The following is a 21512-nucleotide window of genomic DNA, read 5'->3' on the forward strand; positions in this document are numbered from 1 at the left end:
GATATTTGGACAATGATGAAAAGTTCAATAAAAACAGTATGTTTAGTGTTCAACAACAGTTAATACAAACATAGCCTAACTAATTAATCTTTGGATTTTTTTAAAGTTAATAAATATTCATCAATTTCTTGCATAACCTCAATAGCATTGGGGTATGTTCGAGACAATTTAACGTAAAGATCATACTTAGCTAAAGTTGTCTTTTGGATTCCTGTAATTTGAAATTTATCAATGATTTGCTCAGATATCTGTTTATAAACCAAAAGATACTCTTTATTGCCTGATAGCAACTGCTCGAAACCATCTTCATGATTAATGGTGTAGCGGACAGACCGGCTTGCTTGACTTAATTTATTGTAATTTCCACCATAGGAGTAACTTGAAATCAAAATGAGATTTTTATCAACTAAGTCTTCTAATTTATCAACACTTGTCGTATCTGCCTTCCAATATACTTGCAGCTCCATAACAAATAATGGTTTTTTACTGACCAAAGCTAAATCGTCGCTTATTTGTGATTTATCTAAACCAGCCCACAAATCAACATTCCCTTTCTTAATAAAATCAAGTAGCCGTCTATGAGGTAAATAAACAAATTCAGCCTCTAGCTCTAAGGTTTGAGCTATTCCACGAAATGAGTCTATTAATAAGCCTTTTGCCTTTTTATTAGGCGCTTGGAATGCATAAGGCGGAACATCAACATATGCAATTTTGAAGTTAGCAAATGAAGGGGCTGAAAAGCAAAAAAACAAGAGAAAAGGTAAACTTTTACATCGAATAAAAGCACACAAAATCTCAAATAGAAAATGAGTTTTAAGCCTTTTATTTATAGTTTCTGAAATAATCATCTAGCCATAATAACTATCACTAGAAACGATGTATATATGGTGAGTAAAGATACTTTCTAAATTAATCGAATAGAATTCTCATTTCCTACATTGGTCTAGCTATCAGGCGTAAAAACGGCGATAAAACCGCAATTAACAATAAGAAATATTAATATAAAAACTTAATAGCCTCTTTTTTTCCAAAACTGAAGCTCACCATCACCGTGCTCAACCAATAAACTAAAGGTTTTCTCTGCTATGACTTTTCCATCACACTCAATAACCATGCGCCAATCACCCACTTTATTGTGGATTGGCGCCCAAACTGAGTCGCCTAGATAAAATTCCCAATCATTATTCCTAACATATACCACTCCCTCGAAAGGAGGCATGACCTGCCCATTTTCATCGGGCACCTCAGGATGAAAAATGGTCCAATCTAGTCGTTTGTCTTTGGATTTTTTAGCGCTGAGAATAAAACCAAATTCAATTTCCAATTCAGTTGGAATATTAGTCGTAAAGGTTTTAATTTTCGGAAGGTTTTTACTCTTTTCATCCCAGTTTTCATAAATACCGTAACTAGTCACTTCAAAAAATGTTCGCAATTTTGACAACACAACTCCTGATACTTCAATCTTTACTGCCTTTGATATTTTTATTATTACAAATAATCAGCAATCAATCGTATTTTATTGGAACATGTAAGAAATAAAGTATTTTGGAGAAAAGGGGCTGAATTGTCTTTCGACAAAATCACCTAGAGCTCAAAAAGCCGGCAAACTAAAAGTTTTCTAAGCAGTATGTTTGTTTGATCTCATTTAACATTGCAGTGCTTTTTATTACTTTGCTGTTAATTATTTTGGTATACAGCGCAAAAAGTTTACACTGAACTTAGAGACTTACTTATAAATATACGCTTTCAGGATAAAACATGTCTGAGCACTACGACAATCTCAGTGAACTTAATAAATACACACCATTGCGCGAAAAATTAATCACTACACATAAATCGGTTAGTGAATACTTCCCATTTATAGCGAGGATTGCTATTGCGATTTATGACCCTGAAACAACTATGCTCAAAACCTACTTGCACAGCAGTGGCGAAGATAATCCTCTGGAGCACTATCAGACATTGATGGATGATGCCCCGTCTCTAAAAAACATCTTCGAAAAAGGACTGCCCAGAGTCATCAATAATCTGCTTACATTTGAAGAAAGCCATAATGTACACACCAAAAGAATTGGCCGCCAAGGTTATGCTGCCATTTATACCTTACCCATTTTCAACAATGGCGTATTTATTGGTTTTGTGTTCTTTAATTCAAAACAAAAAGAAGTGTTTACCGAACAAGTTTTACGTCAGATAGATGTATACGCACATATGATCTCGTTAATGGTCATCAATGAGTTAGCCTCTATTCAAACCTTAGCGGCAGCAGTTAAAACGGCAGGAAGCATTACTCATGTGCGCGACCCTGAAACCGGTAGCCACCTCGACCGCATGTCTCGTTATAGTCGTATGATTGCCAAAACACTGGCCGATAAATACCAATTAGATGACGAATACATAGAACATATATTTATGTTTTCTCCCCTCCATGACATTGGTAAAATTGGCATTCCAGATAACATTTTACTTAAACCAGGTATGCTCAGCGATGACGAACGGATCGTTATGAACACACACGCTAGTAAAGGCCGGGAAATAGTGGATGAACTACTTAAAAACTTCGGACTAGAAAATGTTAAGTACATGTCAATGTTGCGCAATATTGCTGAATTTCATCATGAGGCCATCAATGGTGAAGGCTACCCACTAGGTATAAAAGGCGAGCAAATACCGATTGAGGCACGAATTGTAGCCGTGGCAGATGTATTTGATGCGTTAACCAGCGTCCGTCCTTATAAAAAGGCCTGGAGTAATCAAGAAGCCATCGATACCTTACTTAAAATGGCAGGTAAAAAATTGGACGAAAATTGCGTTAATGCACTCATTCAAAATATGCATGAAGTAGAGAAAATTCAGAAATTATTTATTGAAATCGATTAGGTATGTAAATTATTAAGCCTCAATTGATAATCAAAAAAGTACACGTAAGTTAGATAATAGTATATGGATAGGAAGCCCAGAACATTAGAAATTCTGGTGCTTCGCCGACTGCTCTCTGTGCTGCCAACTCTTAAATTAAAAGCCTTCTAATTTGACAATAACCAATCACCCTATTGTTATAGGACTTTTCTAGTGGGCATCACCACATTGGCAAATATTAATCCAGCCACCAGCGACATTAATATTAAGAAGGTTTCCTGACCGATATGATCGGTTTTGATAATATCTTGCCCAGAAATAAAAGAATTTAGCCCAATGTATGTTTTTGATCCCGGAACCAGCACAATTAGGCCATGCATAGCCACTATGGTAGAGGGAGCATTAGCGATACGTGAAAACATATTAGCAAACACACCCAATGCAAATGCCCCAACAAAAGCTCCAAGGCCGTTTTCAAGATAAGCCGAACTCCAGGTAGATGCGCCGTAAGCGATAAAAGTAGAAACGATAGCCCAAGGCACATGTTTCATACGAGTACGAAATATAGCGACCAGCCCCACACTTAACATGAGAACGCCCAACCAATTCACCCAAAAGGGCAACGTGTCTGCCATTACCAGCTCTTGTTGGCCAAATAATTGGTAACCTAAACTAATCCCTAAAAACGCCCCAAAATACAATTTGAATAGCTGCATGGTGGCATCCATTACCCGTGCGGTTCCTGAGACCAAATTGCGGGAGGATAATTCAGCTAAGCCCATGGTCAATGACAAACCAGGTACTAAAATAATCAAAGAAGAGAGTATGATCAGCCATATGTTGTAGCCTGATGCCGAATAATGATTGATCGCACAAGCTACAAAACCTACCGAAAAAGACGCGACAGGTTCTAACATCAAATTTACCCGCTTTGAACGACGTGCCCAAAGGGTCCAAAAATACACCATCAACCCCAGCAGACCTGAGTATATAATTTCAGACCAACCTGCCCCCATCAACATCGCAAATGCGCTGGTAGACAAACCAAAAGCCACACCCGTTAGGCTTTTGCCATATGGACTAGGCATAACATCAATTTCGTCTAAACGTTCATCAGCTTCAGCAAGAGTTATGTCTCCAGACAGCAATTCGAATGCCAGCTCATCTGTGCGGGACAAAGAATTCATATCTAGCTCGCCCGGTTGCATACGCGCAGAGTGGTTATATTCGTCTTCATGACGATCACTCCACAGCACGATAGATAGAGTAGTAGGTGTAGAGTTAAAAGACGCGTTTAGACCAAAATGCGTAGCAATTTCAGTTAAATACGCTTCAAGACGAAACGAGGGTGATCCATATTTATGTAACATTTTACCCAGCTTAAGGATAAAACGACGGATTTGAATAAACTCTAACTTGTCCATTTCTCTACAACAACTTCAATGATTAACGTAATACTAGCAGCTCTATTAAGCTACATGCATATTCTATGGTGATAAACAGGCGCGGATTCTATTGGTAGAACAAGCAACATACAACGTACATTTTTTAAGCACAAAAGATTAGAAAAACTAATAGATACTAGTAAGCGCGGGCGTCATGGCTAACACCTATTCAACAACATCCGTTATTTATTCATTATTTTTGTGAACTAAGAAAGTTAAATAGCTTTACTCGGTTGTCAGACGTTAAGTAGTGATTTCCTGTGATTAAAGACGAATTGAAGGCTTCTTACTGATAGCACTCTGCAAGGTTTTGTTTCCAAACTTCATGAAATTTCAAGATAACTTTTCTAAGTGATAAAATTTCAGACTGAGCAAAATAATCTTTAAGTACAAAATAACCTTCTGAGTCATACAAACTGCTAATTTGACTTCGTTCGTCTATCATTAACACCCATAACCTCTAAATTTTCACAGAACAAAACGTCCTAGCTTTGTTCATTAATCTGCACTTGGAACAATACTCTAGAATCTGCATCTGCATCTGCAGCCAAGATTTCTTCCAAGAAAGTCCCTCACAAATACAAGCAACGTAAATGACAAAATTGCACAACGATTACCAAAATGCAGAAAGAAAGATGTGACTTAGTTGATAAATTTTCAAACTATTTACATGTTTACACTGCATACGTATTCATGTCTTTTTGAGATAAATTCAATGGTTGAATATTTTTTTTTCAATTAGAGTTTTCTGTAAACAACTTGTCAACAGCCTGTTGCGCAAGTGTATTTTCCCAATAACAACAAAGGCCTAAATCGTGAAAACTGTACCTAAACTATTGACATTAATTTGCTTACTGATCGCATCTGACGCCCACGCTAATCTGCTGACAAATGGAGGATTTCAAAGCTGTAACTTTAATGGCTGGGATACCTATACTGATGGTGTTAGTAATTCCGTTCGCGACGGCGATTTTAATATCATAAATAATGCAGGCGATTGTCAGGCCGAGATTAATATTGACGTTAATACAGGTTCTAGCGCGTTTTATGCCAATACTCTGTCCACTGAACTTGATTTAAGTACCTCGGCTGATTCGCAATTATGGCTGAGTTTTGCTTGGGATTTTGCTGGCTTTGACGATGGAAGTGACGACGCGACTTATTTTTCGTTAATTTTATTGATGATCTCGGCAATATCGTAGGTGCCGATGGCTCTTCTGGGTTTTTAATTGATCCCACAAGTGCATATGGCTCAGGCACTTTCTCTATGATGCTTGATAGCAGCTTTCATAATCAATCAGGTTGGTTTTTGGATTTTAATTTAGAAGCTGGGTATACCCTTGATTCATATTCTTCAACGCTGTTAATCGACAATGTGACACTGTTGGCTAAACCCACAGACGTGCCCGCTCCTCCAATGGCAGCCCTGTTATTGTTTGGCACTGTGGCTCTTTTTTCGCGACGCTCTCAATCCAACGGAACTCGTTAATATGAAATTATTTACGCAATTAAATTTATTGTTATTGCTGCTTTTGGCACCGTTTGCCAATGCAACTTGGCAAGATACTAACAATACTGAGTTTAGCTACTCTGAACGTCCCGTTTTTGATCGCATCAATCGGCAGTACAGCTCGGTAGTGACTCTCACTAACACTGGTAGTGAAATCAGCGCTCCCATGCGTGTCATGTTTGATGCCAGTAGTCACCTAATAATGAACGGTAATGAGTCTGAAAGCGACCTACCTTTTATCACTCTAAGTATCAATGAGCTTGCTGCAGGTGCATCACATAAATTCACCGTGAAATTGGGTTTGACTCGCGCAAGACTCTCAATGCAAATGCGCTTACAGGCTGATATTGTTCCTGAAGGTGAACCAGATACGGGCTTGCAATTAGCAGATAATCAAATCGCTATCTTTTATCAACGAGAAGACGCTAACTATCAAGGTTGGGGCTTACATTTATGGAACGGTGAAGGCTGTGGAGACTATGCAGCGCCAACTAGTGACAGTGACCACTTTGCCAACTGGGGTAATCCTTACCCAGCTGATGGAGAACATCCGGATTATGGTGCCTATTATATTTTAACTGTCACCCCAGGTTCGTCTTGTTACAACTTCATTTTGCACAGTGGTGATAACAAAGCCCTTGGCAGTGATAACAGCCAATTTGAACCTGCCAATGGCCAACAGGCTTTTACTTTTGATGGTTACCCAGAACTTTGGTATGACCCCCTTACCTCTCGTCCTTTTACTGTTGATGGTGCCAAAGCACATTGGATAAATGCTAATACTTTAGTTTGGCTAACTTCAGGCGACGCAGTTGAATATCGTTTATACTCCTCAGCCGATGCTGGTTTATCCAACGTCAATGCTGAAACGTTAGCTGCTGCCAGTTTTGCGCCTTTAACCATGGCTAATGTCGACCAAGCAGTGTACACCAAAGATCCACAACTTAACGGTTTTAGTGGGTTCACCCTGAACCTCAGTACCGAACAGGCAAAACAATGGGCTACACAACAATTACTTGCGGTAGCACTAGACGCTCAAGGCGAACTAGTTGAAGCGACCCGAGTGCAACTTCCAAGGCTCTTAGACAGCTTATATACCGCAGCTGCAAACGATGCCGATGAAGCGCAATTAGGGGTAACCTACAGCAATGAAACTATCACTACCACAGTATGGGCACCAACTGCCCAAGCGGTTAATATTTCTGTGTTCGACAGCAATAAACAAGCCCTTGCTGAGCATGCAATGAGCTTCGATGACACAACCGGAATTTGGACTTACAGCGGACAAAAAGCAGAATTAGATCGGAAGTTTTATCGTTATGATGTCACTGTGTACCACCCACTTACCGAACAAATCGAACAGTTAACCACGACCGATCCCTACTCTGTTAGCTTGGCTACCAATGGCCGTTATAGTCAGTTTGTCGACCTGCAAGATGCAGATCTAAAACCGACTGACTGGGACGGTCATACTGTACCCACTGTCATCGACCCTGAAGATGCAGTGATCTACGAAGGTCATATTCGAGACTTCAGTATTCTCGATCAGAGTACTAGTGCCGCCCATCGTGGAAAATATATGGCTTTTACTGAACTGAACTCGTCACCTATGCAACATTTGCAAGGTTTACAGGATGCAGGTTTAACTCACTTTCATGTATTACCAGCCAACGATATTGCTTCAATCCAAGAAGATAACAATCTGCGAGTGGATGTGACCGATACTGTTGCTAAGTTGTGCCAATTAAACAACACGGCCCCTGTTTGTGGAGTAGAAACCAATCAAGCGACATTGTTGCAAGTGCTAGAAAGTTACGATCCCTCCAGCACAGATGCACAAGCATTGGTTGAGTCTATGCGTGCTTTTGACGGATTTAACTGGGGTTACGATCCGCAACATTTTGCAGCCCCTGAAGGCAGTTACGCAACAGATGCAGATGGCGTTAGTCGTATTTTAGAAATGCGTGCCATGAACCAATCGTTACATAACATTGGGCTTAGAGTGATCTTGGATGTGGTCTATAACCACACGGCTTCTTCTGGCCTTTACGACAACTCGGTGTTGGATAAAGTAGTACCTGGGTATTATCAACGTCTAAACGAAACGAGTGGTCAAATTGAAAACTCTACCTGTTGTGAAAATACAGCCACTGAACACAAAATGATGGCCAAACTAATGAATGACTCGTTGGTTAGTTTTGCCCAACACTTTGGCTTTGACGGATTTCGATTTGATCTCATGGGGCACATTCCGAAACAGGCGATTGTAGATGCTCGTGAAGCAGTGCGTGCCGTGGACGAGGATACTTACTTTTATGGCGAAGGATGGAATTTTGGAGAAGTAGCGAATAACCGTCGTTTTGAACAAGCTTCACAATTGAACATGGCCGGTAGTGAAATTGGTACCTATTCTGATCGTCAGCGTGATGCTGTGCGTGACGGAGCGCTGTTTACTGGTGGCAGTATTAGCGAACAAGACGTGATCCGCGTTGGCCTTGTTGGCAATGTGGGTAGCTATCAGTTTGTTGCAGCCAGCGATTCCTACATATCAACTTACGATTACCAATGGAATGGTCAGCCAGCAGGCTATAGCGATGATCCTGCCGATACAGTTAACTACATATCTAAACATGACAATGAAACCTTGTGGGACAAATTACAGTATGCCTTGCCTGCTGGTTTAGGCATTCAAGACCGAGTCCGTATTCAGAATTTGGCGCTATCGATTCCGCTATTAAGCCAAGGTATTCCCTTTTTACATATGGGTTCAGATTTAATTCGCTCTAAATCTATGGATAGGAATACTTATGACGCTGGCGACTGGTTTAACCGTGTTGATTTCACCCAAACTAGCAGTAACTGGAATATTGGTTTGCCTTTGGCTCAAGATAACCAAAACAATTGGGACAATATCAGCCCTATTAGCGCCAACACTACTACTGACTTTACTGGCGTTGATGTTCAACTTTCAGCGGCTTTGTTCAAAGAATTTTTGCAGATCCGCAGCTCAAGCAAATTATTCAGATTAAATAGTGCTGAGGATATCGCTCAACGCATCAAATTCTACAACACCGGTAGTCAGCAAGTTCAGGGCCTGATTGTGATGAGTCTTGACGATGGCATTGGCTTGGCTGATATTGATAGCAACAATGACTCAATAGTGGTGCTTATCAATGGCACAGCTGCAACTCAATCTATCAACGTTAATAACGCTAATGATTTTGTACTACATCAGAGTCAGCAGCAATCAGCCGACCCAAGAGTGCAAACCGCCACTTTTAGCAATGGTACTTTTAGCGTCCCTGCATTAACCACAGCAGTATTTGTTAAACCACAAAATGGCGTACAGGGTTATGGATTATCTGCTCTTCCTCCTTATGGTGAGCAAACTATCTATTTGCGTGGCGATTTTAATTCGTGGAGCACGTCATTACCTTTTGCTTACCAAGGTAACGACAGCTACGAATTAGATGCAGCTTTCTTGCAAGGTGATTACCAGTTTAAAATTGCCAATCAAGATTTTTCTAGCGTCAACTTGGGTGGAGAATTCACTATGCCAATTGGCTCCTCTGCAACCCTAACCAATGGTGCCAATAATTTAAGCTTGAGCTTGATTGCTGATGGTAACTACAAGTTTGTATTAGATGCTTCTAATAGCAACAACCCTAGCTTAATGATTATTCCTGAAGACCCCAATGCCATTCCAGCGCCTTATGGTAATCATGTTCCTTTATTACGAGGTGACATGAACGGCTGGGGTACCAATTCGCCTCTAGTTTACGAAGGTAACGGAATGTATCGAGGGGTCTTTAACATTGGCGCTGGCAGCTACAACTTCAAAATTTCTGATCAAGATTGGGGCGGAAGTGGCGGCTTAAATCTGGGAGCTAACACTGCAGTTGAATCGGGTAGCACAGTCACACTGTATCCCGGTTCAAACGATAACCTTCATATCAGTGTTGAAAATACTGGAGACCTGATGTTCGAACTAGATGCGAATAATCTAGCCAGCCCTACCTTGAAAGTAACGGCACAGCTAGACTAAGCAGGCAAATTATGGGGGAACCCATCAATAACAAAAAAGGGCGCTTGCGCCCTTTTTAAGGGTTTGTATAGATCGAATCTCCCGTTATACCAATGTGCAGAAACCTATAAAGATTAAAATTCATCAACTTCATTTATTTTTTGGTAAAAATAAATTGTCCTTCGGCATTGATTTCACGACTAACCTCGCCTGCAAAATATAAATAGTTAAGGTGAGAGAATGCTTCAGCAATCGCAAAAAACAGATTTTGAGCAGACAACTTACGCTTAAACAAAACAGGTAAACATTGCTCAATGGTTTTGCCTTGCTTACAAAACTCTCTGAGGTTATCTAAATGCACATGATGATGACTAATCAAATCGTTCACTCTGGTATGTAAACCATGAAAGGGTTGTCGGTGTGAGGGTAACACTAAGGTGTCTTCTGGCAGCTGGGTAAATTGTGGCAGAGTGTCTAAGTATAACTTCAATGAATTGGCATCTGGCTCGGTACTGTACACCCCAATATTGGGTGATATACCCGGTAACACATGGTCCCCAGAAATCAAAATATTAGTGACTGGATTAAATAGGCAAACATGCTCAGGTGAATGACCACGGCCAATATACACCTGCCATTCGTGTTGGCCTATGCGCAAGTTATCACCTGCCTGCAAACGATAGAACTGCAACGGAATAGGCCGAATAACCTGCCCCACTCCTTTGTTACTTTTTCGATTTTCTTTGGCATTACTCACGTATTCTTCAGACATACCACAGCGCACTAAATACTCATCATCCTGCCAATCAGAAGCGCCGCGAGCACCGGCTGATAAAGCCCGTGCAGTAAAGTACTCCACTTGACTCATATAAAACGGAACACGAAATTTCTCGACTAAATATCCTGCCATACCAATATGATCTGGGTGTAAATGGGTCACTATCACTTTAGTAATAGGCTTACCTAAAGTCTCGAGCAACACATCCCACAGCTCTTGTGTTTTTGGGGTACCAATACCGGTATCAATTAAGGCAAATCCATCTTGCCCATTTTGATTATCTTCAAGTAAGTATAAGTTGATGTGATCGAGATCAAAGGGTAACGGCATACGCAACCAAAATATGCCAGCAGCGACTTCTTGCAGCGTGCCAGGCTTTGGTATTTGGGTATCTATAAAAGTGACTTGCATAGTCTTTTCTCCGTTTGAAGCAATGACATCTTCCGATACCACCTATCTAACCTAAAATCGAATTAGCTGTTATTAGACCCAATTATGCCAGCGACTACCAAGCACCATTATGTATTGAGAAGTATCAAAGGTTTGAATTAGTAGGCAGAGCGAAACAAAAAATGAATTACTGTTCAGTTAATTACTCGACATCACTGAAGCGTACATATATGTTATTTGATTATTACCTGAACTATCAAAGGCTGTGGCTAAGTGAGTGCATAATGAAAAACAAATCATCTAACTCTAAATCGATGTTACAAGCCAACTACATAGTATTTTAACATGTCACATACACCTAGTGGCTGGGCGCCACTGCAACCAATACTGCAAGAAATTTTGCTAAGCCATAACAAGGGTTTATCGGAATATGAATTATTTAATCAGTTAAAATCTCCGCCCTATGCGTTGTTTACCTCCGGAGCATTGAGTGATCCCCTATCGTTATTCCAAAGTCACTTCATCCTGTTTAACGCCTTGTATCAGTTACAAGACACATGGCTTAGAAAAAAAATAGGGCTACTGCAAATACACTGTAGCTGCATTCGTCACACTCCTTGGCAAGCGGGACAGAATGGGCTGTTAACTCAAGACAAACTTCGCGCTTACTATCTTGACTGGACCAATCTAAGTGACACCGACCTATTGCAGGTAGAAGCATTATTAGACAGCTTTTGGTTGGCTTTTTCTGGCGTACCTAATCAGGTAAAAGAGAACAATATGCCTTTGCAAAAGGCGCTAGATTTACTCAACTTAACAAACCCATATACCACACAGCAATTGAAGCTGCAGTACCGGAGAATGTTACATCAGTACCACCCAGATAAAGGCGGTGATAATGACCATACGATTCAACTTCACAACGCTTATCAGCAACTGAAAGCAAATGGCTAAACCGAATAAAAAGGTCCCTGAGAGTTCAGTAGATATATACTGCAATGGATGTAAAACTCAATTATTTAAATATCGCAAAGGTGGCAAAGGGTCTCTGATTAAGTGTTTCAAACAACGTATCACCAAAGACTTCACTTTAGTGCCTTGCTCCTGTCCAAAGTGTAAAACTATATTCGCTAGAGATACCTTAGTAAGAGGCGTACCAGCTTTTAAAATGATCGGCACAAAAGTATTCACTAAATGAGACGCATAAATAATATCATCAGTCGACTTAGGAGAGTCAGGCCTGCTAGCTAGAATCGCCAGAGGCCCAACATAAGTCGACACTCAGCCATTTCTTATATAGCTAGAGTCAATATTTCTCGGCTAGTTTCAATCGTGATATCACTGTGTTCTCCCAATGCAGTCAATCTGTGTTGATCTAATCTATTAATCAATAAGTCAATATCATTACTGCCAAGATCCACATCAGACAAACGTATTGGTAGTTGCATCTTTTTAAAGAATTCTTCCGTTAAACGAATAGCTTGATCTATGCGCGCATCATCATCACCTTCGTTTATATGCCAAACGCGAGTCGCATATTGCAATAATTTTTCACGCTTTTGTTCACGTTTCACTTTCATAACCGCAGGCAAAACAATAGATAAAGTACGCGCATGGTCAATACCAAAAGCACCGGTTAATTCATGACCTATCATATGTGTTGCCCAATCTTGTGGAACACCTGCACCAATTAGGCCATTTAGAGCCATGGTTGCCGACCACATGATATTCGCTCTGACTTCTAAGTCTTCTTTAGTGGCAGGTGACAAAGCCTTAGGCCCTTCTTCAATCAAGGTCTGCAACAAGCCTTCGCTAAAGCGATCTTGCACCTTGCCGTTTACGCTATATGTGAGGTATTGCTCAATCGTATGCACAAAGGCATCCACCACACCATTACCAATTTGGCGATCTGACAATGACAAAGTCACACTTGGGTCCAACACCGAAAATAACGGACGCACTAACGGGCTAGCGAAAGGTAATTTATTACCGTTTCTTGTGACGACTGAATTACCGTTACTTTCAGAGCCTGTCGCAGGCAAGGTTAATACCGCACCAATTGGCAATGCTTTGGTAACTTTTTGATTTTTAGCTAGAATATCCCAAGGATCATCACCTTCAAACAATGCGGCTGCAGCAATAAATTTAGCGCCATCAACAACAGAGCCACCACCAACAGCAAGTAAATAGTCAATATTTTCAGTCTTGATTATCTCTTGTGCTTTCATCAAAGTGTCATAGGTAGGGTTGGGTTCTATACCCGAAAATTCAAACCAAGTATGTTTAGCAAGAGCATCTTTTGCCTGTTGATATACGCCATTTGATTTAATTGAGCCACCACCATAAACCAATAATACTTTTGCGTTTAAAGGAATTTCTCTTGAAATCGCTTTAATTTGTCCTTCGCCAAAATAAATATGTGTTGGGTTTTGAAAATTAAAATTTAACATTTTGTTCCTATCCTTATCGCAAACAGAAAAGCTAAGCGAGTTAACTAAGCTGAAAGATGTGTTAGTGATTTTTCAGCCACCAAAGCTGAATTTGCTAGATTTTGACCAGTAAAAATCAACCGTTTAGTACTACAAGACAGACCCATCTTTAAATTTTTGGGTACTCGTCACCACGTTTAATTGATGAGTATTAGACCCAATAATTGTAGCAACTACCAAGCATTCTTATGTATTGATAAGTATCAAAGGTTTGAATTAGTAGCCTAAGTTAAAGGAATAATTAATCTGAATGTCGGGCTAATTATCATGTTGAATGCCGATTAAAAAACATGTCATTTTTAATTAATAGCAACTATGCATTTACAATAACGTGCACTTGTAGATAAATAAGTATGCTTATTCGAACAAGGATAGACCCAGATTACTAATTACTGTTATCGTGGATGCTCGAGTGATTTTTGCGTATAAAGCCAGTAACTAAAACAGAGCAGAGTTGCGATAATATATGAGTTTAAATCCTATTACTTTTGAATTTGGCAACAAAATATTATTCGCTCAAGCGAAGGGTGAGCTATTGTTCGAAAACATTGTCGATCACTATAAATTATTGTTTGAACATCAAGATTTCTTTATAGGTATTCCAGCACTGTATGACTTTTCACAGGTCACTAAAATATCTGGCAGCATAAGTCATTTTGAGCAAACAGCAAAAGACATGGGGGATAGCAACCTAATTAACAAACCAAGCTATGTGGCGATAGTCGTTGCACCAGAAGATAAATCAATTAACACTGTTTTTAATGCCTATAGCCAAATGATGGAATATACCTTAATGAATGTTAAAGTCTTCCACACAAGAGAAAACGCTTTAGCATGGTTAACAAACATCTATTAAAACATTACAAAAGTAGCGACAAGCCCAATTCATCAAACAAAAACTTCGTCCACATTTCGTCGCTTAGAGGGCTTCACCCTAGGTGCCTCGCCGATACGTATCATCACCTGTGAAATCCCTCGGCTACTGATAGTTTTCGCCAGTTGAGGTCTCAAGTGTTCAACTTCAATAGCTTGGTGCAAAAAGGAAGCGCTAAGCCCTTCAGAACATAACTCTAAAAGCACTAAAGACAGCGCTCTGCCAGTATTTAACCATGCTTCTTGTTCATCCACTTCCGTGGTAAAAATGGCAATGGCTGGGCTACCCTGAAGAATTTTTCGACGATTAAATTTAGCTGAACTCTTACCATTATTAAACAAGTCCATGACAAATCTAGCGACAGGTGTGGGTAAATTTAAAGAGGCAAACCCAAAGCTCGACATCCCTGTTTTTCCAGATGTATGACGTCTTAAACGAGAGGAAAACTCTCGTCGAAACCAAGGTTGATTATGCTGGTGACGAATCGCTACTTCGCTTAAGTTAGCCACCCTTTTCTTATCTTCTTGTGAGGTTAAGTAAGTAAACTCCACGGCACATTCAGCAGCTAAGTTTTTACACACTTCCAGCAATGGTGTAGCAACGGGTTTATCAACAAAAAATCGACGATTGGTTTGACGCTGGATAATTGCGTTAAACAAACGGCTATTATGTGGATCATCAGGCACTTTGTTACCTAAAGTGATAGTGGCAACGACATCTGTGTCAGCCTTATGGCTACATATCTTTACTATTGGTTCAAACCCAAAATGTTTTGCCGCCACCTCCAAGTTGCCAATGGCAGCACCACAACTAATCTTCAGTTGTCTAAGATGGGGGTCAATAAAGCTTAACATTCTAGACTTGTCGATCATTACATCCATGCTGTCATCGTGAATACTGAATTTCCAAGGCTGACTATTATGATTTGACGGTGCCTGAATCGCATAATTCACCAGAAAGCGCAATTGTTCAGCCTTATCCATAGAATAAGGAAAATCTGCCTCGGCAATATTTCTTGAATCGTCTTTAACCCGTATCACCTTCATTACCTGCTCAAAATGTATTAATTTGAATTTAGCCTATAGCCCATGTTCACTAACAAAGTGTTGAGCATACATAAACCAGTAGCTTTTGTTGAGACTCACCATACTTGTCACTACAGTACATGATTTTGAATATCAAAAAGCGCTATAAACGTTTCGTTTATTACACTTAGTTTAGAACTGATACCAGTGGCCGTAAAGAGTTGCTCACTCAGAACGCCCAAACTCATTTGTACTAAGACGCAGTTTGTTGAAATGGCAAAGTCTTTTCTCTTATTTATGCTAACTGGTTATTAGCTGAAATTAGCCAGTATTGTGAGATACAGAGTGGGACTAAATCGAGTTTTAATAGACAGAATGAGCCGCATTGTGAGAGTGCACAATTCAACTCTCAGTTATATATTATGATTGAACATAAATGGTCCTTGTGGCAATAATAGCCAACTTAATGGAACGAGGTATTGTGACCAAGTTGAAATTTCTAGCGGTAGTTATATTTGTTTTTTTGTCTATTGCCAGCATTCAAGCTGAGACAGAGCTTACTATGGGCGTGGTAGTGTTTCCGCCAGATGTGATCCTCGATGAAAAAACCAAAGAATGTGTGGGAAGTAATATCACCCTTACTCGAGAACTATTATTAGAGTACGGGATCAAGTTTCACGTAGTATGTGCGCCACCTCAAAGAATTATTCGTCTGATCCAAAACGGTGGAATTGATTTTACCATCAGTATCAAGAGCGTTGAGGCAATAAACAAACACGTAATATATAGTGACATCCCTGTAAGAAAAATCAGACTCAGTCTTTATACTCATAATGAGTCAAATAACAGTCAAACAATATCTGCTGTTAGAGGTTTTGAATATCAAGGCTATCGTAAAAAATTTAGCGAACAGGGTTTAGAGTTTATTGATCTTCCGAACATCGATTCAGCCATTCAGGTTTTTTTAAAGGGCCGCAGTGAAGCCATGATTTCTTATGAGTCACCGGTTCAGAATTACATGGATACAAATAATATCGCGAGACTAGATACCTATTCCATCACCCCATTGCTTGAAATTGACGCTTACTATTCCGTAGCCAAACGTTCCCCCCATCGTAAAGAACTAATTCAGGCTTTTAGAGGTTATGCTGTAAAACACAAGGTGCAGTACTTTGTATCGACATGGCAAAAAAATAACTCTGTGAAATAAACGGAGGGATTTTAAAAAACCGCTTTTTCTAAGCGCACAATTACATTCCTCGAGAACTTATAAAGACACCCAGTCTATGGCCGACCCATCGCCCCCAATTTTAAAATATCAACTAATAGCTCTGCTCTAATTGATTAATTGTAAAATATCGAAGGGAAGTATTGTGACCATACTATACTCTGCTTTCACATATATATTATGATTAAACATAAATAGTCCTTATGGCAATAATAATGACTTAATGAAGCGAGGCATTGTGACCAAGTTGAAATTTTTAGCGCCAGTTATATTCTTTTTTTTGACTATTCCCAACATTCAAGCTGAGGCAGAGCTTACGATGGGCGTAGTATTGTTTCCACCAGATGTGACTATTGATGAAAAAACCAAAGAGTGTGTTGGAAGTGCAATCACCGCCACCAGAGACCTATTATTAGAATTTGGGGTCAAGGTTCACGTAGTTTGTGCACCACCCCAAAGAATTATTCGCTTACTCCAAAACAAGCAGATTGATTTTACCATCAGTGTTAAGAGCGATGAGATACTAAGCAAACATGTGGTGTATAGCGAGATCCCTTTTCGAAAAGTAAGAGTCAATCTCTATATCCACAATGAGTTAAAGCAGTTCACAACAATTTCTGCGGTTAGAGGTTTTGAGTACCAAGGTTATCGAAAAAAATTTAGCCAAGAGGGCATGGAGTTTATTGATTTACCAAACACAGTTTCAGCCATTCAGTTTTTTTTAAAGGGCCGAAGCGAGGCCTTGATTTCCTATGAGTCACCGTTTAAGGCCTATATGGATTCAAATCATTTAGCTATGCCAACCACCGGTTCTATCACTCCCCTGCTAGACATTGACGCTTACTATTCAGTAGCAAAACGTTCCCCCCATCGTAATAAGCTTCTTCAGGTTTTTAGGGACTACGCTACAAAACATCAGGCGCAGTTTTTTCTACCTGCTTGGCAACAAAAAAACACTCTTAGAAAAACGGACGAATTTTAACAATCCATTTTTTTAACGAGCACAAATTCACTCTTCGATGACTTAAGAAACCACACTAGCTAAATATAGTGAACAATTTAGCTCGCCATTTGTATATGTATATATTTACAACTCAGGTAGAATTATTTGCTAGTTGTTTACAACCTTTAAAGTTGGAAACATAAGTTAATCAACTATTTGGCTTTTTGAAGGTGAAAGACAAAGTTTTGTTGCGTACCATTTTTTATTTTATCTGTTTTTTTGCCCCATCTGCCTATGCCGCATCGTTAAATGTATACATAGCTGAATACCCGCCTTTTCAAGTATTAGACGAAAAAAAAGGCCACACTGGGTTTTCTGTAGAATTGTTTAGAGAAATAACCAAACTCACTCAAATTGAGGTGGAATATATAGCAGTACCTTGGGTATGAGCGCTTAAAATAGTTGCTGAACAAGCCAACAGTGTATTGTTTACCATGGCAAAAACACCTGAAAGAGAAAAGCTGTATACATGGGTCGATACCATTCATTTAGTCAATGAAGGAGTGTTTGCCCTTAATGATAGAAAAGATATCACTATTAACACCCTAGAAGATGTGCATAAATACTCGATAGCCTTGCCACGAGGTGATGTATCTATAACAACCTTGAATATATTCCCCGATCATACTGATGACACTTATATAGTCGAGCATCAAGAACAGTGTATCAAAATGCTTAATTTAAGCCGAGTCGACCTAAATTATAACAATGACACTGGTTTTTTTGTGGCTGCTAAAATGCTTGGATTTAGTCCAGACCAATTTAAACAAGTTTTTATCACCAGGCAAACCGAAATGGGAATTGTCGCAAACAAACACACCAATATTGAAAGTATCAATAAAATTCGCCAGGCAATCGTAACCCTTAAGAAAAATGGTGTTTATGAAAAGCTTCAACGTACTTGATTTGGTGGTAAGTAGAGGTCTAAATTGGCATAAAGACATCTGTTTATATTTAAAAGCGAACCTTAAGGCTCGCTTTAAATATACGAAGACATGACTAAAAGTACATTTATTATGTTTTTAGTTTTAACACCGCTATTTTTGTTTTTCGCTAGTCGCTGGTTGCTCAAACTTAGCTGAACGGGGGCCATGAGGTAAACCATTATGCATTTCTGCGGACAACAGTCTTGTATTAGCGATAGTCGCTATATCAAAACCTTTATCGGTAACAGTTTCTAGGATTTGATTCACAGCTGCCTCAACCAGCATTCCAATTAATCCTCCACCACTATTTCCGCGAGTTTCAGCACTTGATGCTCTGGCTACGTCTTTCCATAAAACAGTACCAGTTTTAAGGTCCACTAAAGTTGCAGAAACACTCACTACAGTATCGCTCGAAATCAAAATATAGCTTGTTCCATATTCTTCAATGGTTAAATACAAAGCCGCATCAGCGGAAAATATTTCGTGCAATTTTTGCACGGGCACAGCATGAATATCACTAGCAACGGTCAAACCATTATTTTTAAACGTTTGATCTACCAAAGCTACAGGAAACACATAGAATCCAGATTCAGCAATAGGAGCAACCATTTGCGACATGACACTATAAGGAGCAATCACCTCTGTTGATTTATTAATAGGAGGCAGTACCAAAATAGAATGTGGATTTGATGCTCGAAATCCAGAGTAATCATGAGCAGGTGGGGCAGAAACACAGCCACTAAGCAAAGCGACAATCAATACAATTACTGCGAAATACAAAGATCTCATATGTTCATCCCTGAAGTGTTTTTAATTAAAAAGTCGATATAAGCAACTGACTCCGGAAATAACACTTTTTCTTGCTCAGAATGGTTTATTCCTTGTTCTTGATTGCCACTTTCAAAATAAAGCATACCCAGATGAGCATGCACACCCGGAGCAACAGGTTTGCCTTTGCCACTAGCTTGCACAATAATCTCTTCTAATATGATAATTTGCTGACTAACCGACGTTTCGTCGGCTTTAAAATAACTATAGACAGCTTTTGAATAGTCTCCGTAGTAATACATTGGCTCAGTCGTTTTACACCCTGAGATAAATACCATCGAGCAAAACATTATCAATATTACTTTTGTTGTAATACTCATTATATTTTCCAACTTCCAGTTTCGATACCACTGACTAAATTATTCACTGCTTCACGTATGGCCAAATCGAGTACTTTTCCATTTAGCGTGGCGTCATACCCTGCTGTACTGCCAAAACCCACAACTTCGCGTTGCGACAAACTAAACTCTCCTGCGCCTTGTACTGAGTAAACAAGCTCGGAAGTATTCACATCAACGATATTCAAAGTGACTTTAGCGTAAGCTATTTGTGACTTACCTTTCCCAAGCAAACCAAATAACTGTTTATCTCCCACATCTTTACGGCCAAATTCTGTGACATCTCCAGTCACAACAAACTTTGCACCTGAAATGCTTTGCTTTGAACCCGATAGGTTCGCTTCGCTAGTTAACATTTGCATATTATCTCGGTCTAACACCGAAAAACGATTAGTTTGCTGTAAATGGCTTAACAAGGTTGTTTTGGCTTGACCGCCTAACCTATCAGTACCCGACGAAAAGATACCATTTTGAAAACTTGATCTATTAACAAAATTTCCCACTACAATTTTATTTTTTTCACCGCTATAAGCAGTGTTATAAGTATTCACTTTAGGCGTTTCGACAACCTTTGAAGTAGTTGATGTACAACCTGAAGCAAAAAGTATGGCTATGGCACTGAATAAGGCGAGACTAGATAAGTTTGATTTCATTTTTAATCCTTGAATGAAGTTTATTTTTTATTAATAACTAAAGTAAGAAGAGATGCCAGTATTGATTAAGGGAAGGTAATAAATTTGCAACCGTTTAAGCCGAGTAATGGGCGAACAACCTGTTTTTTCAAGTTGCATTTGATAGCGCAGATTCCATTCAAGTGCCACCGAATTCACACAGAAATTTTGTAAATATTTAAGTGCGCGCGTAAACCTTTCTTTTGCATAACAATGCAAGCAGGACAGTTCTATCTAGATTTGATTGACGGGTTCAGCAAAAAAGGCATAAATACGGATTTTCACCCTGTTGGACAAGATATTGGACAAAAATAACATTCACCCAATTCAGGGTTTTATGTTGTGCGAGGTAGTTTTCCTAATTCGATTTGCAAAATGATAATACTTGCAAAATAGAAATCAAAAAGAAAACATCAAAAACCCCATTCCTTTTAAATATTAACAACTTAAACAAAACTGTTTTTTGGCATGTCGCTTGCAAAAATCCTGTAAACAAGCTCTAAAATTTTATTGAGTAACTGAGGAAGACAATATGCGAAAGGTTCAAGCAATGCTAGCTCAAAAACAGGTGAACATATGAACACATTGTCTAAAGTTTCAGCCTTTACGCTGGCCTTAGCAGTCAGTCAAACTAGCTTAGCAGACCCTTTTACGGCTTGTCCTACAGACGCTTTTTTGATCCAAGATAAATTAGCCACGTTGTATGGCGTCCAGTTAGCTACTGGGCAATACCAACTGCTATCAAACACGATGGGAACAACCAATAAACTCAACGCGTTGGCCTTTAATTTTCATGACCAATATTTGTATGCTTGGAGCAGTGAATACAGTGAACCTGTGCGTATTTACAATACCTATCAAGTTTCGCCATTGAGCACTTCAGGATTGCCTGACACATCATTTTATGTAGGTGACATATCCCTTGATAATAACTGGTATTACGTATATCGGCCGGGCTCTGCATACGGTTTGTATGTTATCTCATTAGACTCCTTGGACCCCAGTTATTTAGCTGCAGAACGCGTTATTGATGGCGCCAGTTTAAATTTACGCATCTATGATATGGCCTTTCATCCATTTAATGGTTTGGCATACAGTGTTGATAATCTAGGCAACCTTTACAG

At 39.4% G+C, this 21512-nt stretch carries 19 protein-coding genes and 2 pseudogenes; 11 read left to right on the plus strand and 10 right to left on the minus strand.

Annotation, left to right across the window (positions count from 1 at the left end):
* Window positions 1–83: 83 nt before the first annotated feature.
* Both QZ488_RS15970 and QZ488_RS15975 read right to left on the minus strand, forming a co-directional pair.
* The gene (locus tag QZ488_RS15970; RefSeq protein ID WP_293750589.1) at window positions 84–848 is read right to left on the minus strand and encodes a transporter substrate-binding domain-containing protein; all 765 of its coding nucleotides are present in this window, start codon (window positions 846–848) and stop codon (window positions 84–86) included.
* Between the two features lie 161 nt (window positions 849–1009).
* Window positions 1010–1441, minus strand: a complete 432-nt coding sequence (locus QZ488_RS15975) for a DUF3859 domain-containing protein (RefSeq protein WP_293750591.1) — start codon at window positions 1439–1441, stop codon at window positions 1010–1012.
* A gap of 317 nt (window positions 1442–1758) precedes the next feature.
* Here QZ488_RS15975 and QZ488_RS15980 point away from each other — a divergent pair, with 317 nt between their 5' ends.
* Window positions 1759–2880: an HD domain-containing phosphohydrolase gene (locus QZ488_RS15980; RefSeq protein ID WP_293750593.1), complete on the plus strand. Its 1122-nt coding sequence runs from the start codon at window positions 1759–1761 to the stop codon at window positions 2878–2880.
* A 176-nt stretch (window positions 2881–3056) separates the two neighbouring features.
* On the opposite strand, the gene QZ488_RS15985 is transcribed toward QZ488_RS15980, so the two are convergent.
* Together QZ488_RS15985 and QZ488_RS15990 are read right to left on the minus strand one after the other, a co-directional pair.
* Window positions 3057–4283, minus strand: a complete 1227-nt coding sequence (locus QZ488_RS15985) for a threonine/serine exporter family protein (protein ID WP_293750595.1) — start codon at window positions 4281–4283, stop codon at window positions 3057–3059.
* A 307-nt stretch (window positions 4284–4590) separates the two neighbouring features.
* Window positions 4591–4749: a hypothetical protein gene (locus tag QZ488_RS15990; protein ID WP_293750597.1), complete on the minus strand. Its 159-nt coding sequence runs from the start codon at window positions 4747–4749 to the stop codon at window positions 4591–4593.
* Between the two features lie 370 nt (window positions 4750–5119).
* Here QZ488_RS15990 and QZ488_RS15995 point away from each other — a divergent pair, with 370 nt between their 5' ends.
* From QZ488_RS15995 to pulA, 3 genes are all read left to right on the plus strand, one after another.
* A complete protein-coding gene (locus tag QZ488_RS15995; RefSeq protein WP_293750599.1) occupies window positions 5120–5506 on the plus strand; it encodes a hypothetical protein in 387 nt (128 codons plus the stop codon).
* Window positions 5507–5571: 65 nt separating this feature from the next.
* On the plus strand, window positions 5572–5793 hold the full coding sequence (locus QZ488_RS16000) for an MYXO-CTERM sorting domain-containing protein (protein WP_293750601.1): 222 nt from the start codon (window positions 5572–5574) through the stop codon (window positions 5791–5793).
* Window position 5794: 1 nt separating this feature from the next.
* Window positions 5795–9859 (plus strand): pullulanase-type alpha-1,6-glucosidase, encoded by a 4065-nt coding sequence (gene pulA / locus QZ488_RS16005; protein WP_293750604.1) that lies wholly within the window; start codon window positions 5795–5797, stop codon window positions 9857–9859.
* 133 nt (window positions 9860–9992) lie between these two features.
* Here pulA and QZ488_RS16010 read toward each other — a convergent pair whose 3' ends face one another.
* Window positions 9993–11027, minus strand: coding sequence for an MBL fold metallo-hydrolase (locus tag QZ488_RS16010; protein ID WP_293750646.1), 1035 nt, complete (start codon window positions 11025–11027; stop codon window positions 9993–9995).
* A 324-nt stretch (window positions 11028–11351) separates the two neighbouring features.
* On the opposite strand from QZ488_RS16010, the gene QZ488_RS16015 reads away from it, so the two are divergent.
* Both QZ488_RS16015 and QZ488_RS16020 read left to right on the plus strand, forming a co-directional pair.
* Window positions 11352–11960, plus strand: coding sequence for a DNA-J related domain-containing protein (locus QZ488_RS16015; protein WP_293750626.1), 609 nt, complete (start codon window positions 11352–11354; stop codon window positions 11958–11960).
* Window positions 11953–12204: a hypothetical protein gene (locus QZ488_RS16020; RefSeq protein WP_293750628.1), complete on the plus strand. Its 252-nt coding sequence runs from the start codon at window positions 11953–11955 to the stop codon at window positions 12202–12204. The genes QZ488_RS16015 and QZ488_RS16020 overlap by 8 nt, the downstream gene beginning before the upstream one ends.
* Before the next feature lie 94 nt (window positions 12205–12298).
* Here the strand turns inward: QZ488_RS16020 and QZ488_RS16025 are convergent, their stop codons facing one another.
* Window positions 12299–13456 (minus strand): iron-containing alcohol dehydrogenase, encoded by a 1158-nt coding sequence (locus QZ488_RS16025; protein WP_293750630.1) that lies wholly within the window; start codon window positions 13454–13456, stop codon window positions 12299–12301.
* Window positions 13457–13961: 505 nt separating this feature from the next.
* Here QZ488_RS16025 and QZ488_RS16030 point away from each other — a divergent pair.
* The gene (locus QZ488_RS16030; RefSeq protein WP_293750632.1) at window positions 13962–14351 is read left to right on the plus strand and encodes an STAS/SEC14 domain-containing protein; all 390 of its coding nucleotides are present in this window, start codon (window positions 13962–13964) and stop codon (window positions 14349–14351) included.
* 32 nt (window positions 14352–14383) lie between these two features.
* Here QZ488_RS16030 and QZ488_RS16035 read toward each other — a convergent pair whose 3' ends face one another.
* Complete coding sequence (locus QZ488_RS16035) at window positions 14384–15415, minus strand: hypothetical protein (protein ID WP_293750634.1); 1032 nt, start codon at window positions 15413–15415, stop codon at window positions 14384–14386.
* 460 nt (window positions 15416–15875) lie between these two features.
* Here QZ488_RS16035 and QZ488_RS16040 point away from each other — a divergent pair, with 460 nt between their 5' ends.
* From QZ488_RS16040 to QZ488_RS16050, 3 genes and pseudogenes are all read left to right on the plus strand, one after another.
* Window positions 15876–16604 carry an ABC transporter substrate-binding protein gene (locus QZ488_RS16040; protein ID WP_293750636.1) on the plus strand — a complete coding sequence of 243 codons (729 nt, stop codon included), beginning with the start codon at window positions 15876–15878 and terminating at the stop codon, window positions 16602–16604.
* A 256-nt stretch (window positions 16605–16860) separates the two neighbouring features.
* Window positions 16861–17604, plus strand: coding sequence for a hypothetical protein (locus QZ488_RS16045; protein WP_293750638.1), 744 nt, complete (start codon window positions 16861–16863; stop codon window positions 17602–17604).
* Window positions 17605–17795: 191 nt separating this feature from the next.
* Window positions 17796–18530: pseudogene (locus QZ488_RS16050) on the plus strand (transporter substrate-binding domain-containing protein).
* Between the two features lie 132 nt (window positions 18531–18662).
* Here QZ488_RS16050 and QZ488_RS16055 read toward each other — a convergent pair.
* The 3 genes from QZ488_RS16055 to QZ488_RS16065 are packed head-to-tail and all read right to left on the minus strand — an operon-like array spanning window position 18663 to window position 20370.
* Window positions 18663–19340: a DUF799 domain-containing protein gene (locus QZ488_RS16055; RefSeq protein ID WP_293750640.1), complete on the minus strand. Its 678-nt coding sequence runs from the start codon at window positions 19338–19340 to the stop codon at window positions 18663–18665.
* A complete protein-coding gene (locus QZ488_RS16060) occupies window positions 19337–19699 on the minus strand; it encodes a DUF4810 domain-containing protein (protein WP_293750642.1) in 363 nt (120 codons plus the stop codon). The genes QZ488_RS16055 and QZ488_RS16060 overlap by 4 nt, the downstream gene beginning before the upstream one ends.
* A complete protein-coding gene (locus QZ488_RS16065) occupies window positions 19699–20370 on the minus strand; it encodes a CsgG/HfaB family protein (RefSeq protein WP_293750644.1) in 672 nt (223 codons plus the stop codon). The genes QZ488_RS16060 and QZ488_RS16065 overlap by 1 nt, the downstream gene beginning before the upstream one ends.
* A gap of 594 nt (window positions 20371–20964) precedes the next feature.
* Here QZ488_RS16065 and QZ488_RS16070 point away from each other — a divergent pair.
* Window positions 20965–21512, plus strand: a pseudogene (locus QZ488_RS16070) (LruC domain-containing protein); the annotation flags it as partial.

Source organism: uncultured Paraglaciecola sp., assembly GCF_913020055.1.
In the GTDB taxonomy this organism is placed as follows: Bacteria; Pseudomonadota; Gammaproteobacteria; order Enterobacterales; family Alteromonadaceae; genus Paraglaciecola.

Coding starts and splice junctions, on each gene's coding strand:
- QZ488_RS15970 (WP_293750589.1), bottom strand. CDS start 848: ATGATTATTTCAGAAACTATAAATAAAAGGCTTAAAACTCATTTTCTA.
- QZ488_RS15980 (WP_293750593.1), top strand. CDS start 1,759: ATGTCTGAGCACTACGACAATCTCAGTGAACTTAATAAATACACACCA.
- QZ488_RS15985 (WP_293750595.1), bottom strand. CDS start 4,283: ATGGACAAGTTAGAGTTTATTCAAATCCGTCGTTTTATCCTTAAGCTG.
- QZ488_RS15990 (WP_293750597.1), bottom strand. CDS start 4,749: ATGATAGACGAACGAAGTCAAATTAGCAGTTTGTATGACTCAGAAGGT.
- QZ488_RS16000 (WP_293750601.1), top strand. CDS start 5,572: ATGATGCTTGATAGCAGCTTTCATAATCAATCAGGTTGGTTTTTGGAT.
- pulA (WP_293750604.1), top strand. CDS start 5,795: ATGAAATTATTTACGCAATTAAATTTATTGTTATTGCTGCTTTTGGCA.
- QZ488_RS16010 (WP_293750646.1), bottom strand. CDS start 11,027: ATGCAAGTCACTTTTATAGATACCCAAATACCAAAGCCTGGCACGCTG.
- QZ488_RS16015 (WP_293750626.1), top strand. CDS start 11,352: ATGTCACATACACCTAGTGGCTGGGCGCCACTGCAACCAATACTGCAA.
- QZ488_RS16020 (WP_293750628.1), top strand. CDS start 11,953: ATGGCTAAACCGAATAAAAAGGTCCCTGAGAGTTCAGTAGATATATAC.
- QZ488_RS16025 (WP_293750630.1), bottom strand. CDS start 13,456: ATGTTAAATTTTAATTTTCAAAACCCAACACATATTTATTTTGGCGAA.
- QZ488_RS16030 (WP_293750632.1), top strand. CDS start 13,962: ATGAGTTTAAATCCTATTACTTTTGAATTTGGCAACAAAATATTATTC.
- QZ488_RS16035 (WP_293750634.1), bottom strand. CDS start 15,415: ATGAAGGTGATACGGGTTAAAGACGATTCAAGAAATATTGCCGAGGCA.
- QZ488_RS16055 (WP_293750640.1), bottom strand. CDS start 19,340: ATGAGATCTTTGTATTTCGCAGTAATTGTATTGATTGTCGCTTTGCTT.
- QZ488_RS16060 (WP_293750642.1), bottom strand. CDS start 19,699: ATGAGTATTACAACAAAAGTAATATTGATAATGTTTTGCTCGATGGTA.
- QZ488_RS16065 (WP_293750644.1), bottom strand. CDS start 20,370: ATGAAATCAAACTTATCTAGTCTCGCCTTATTCAGTGCCATAGCCATA.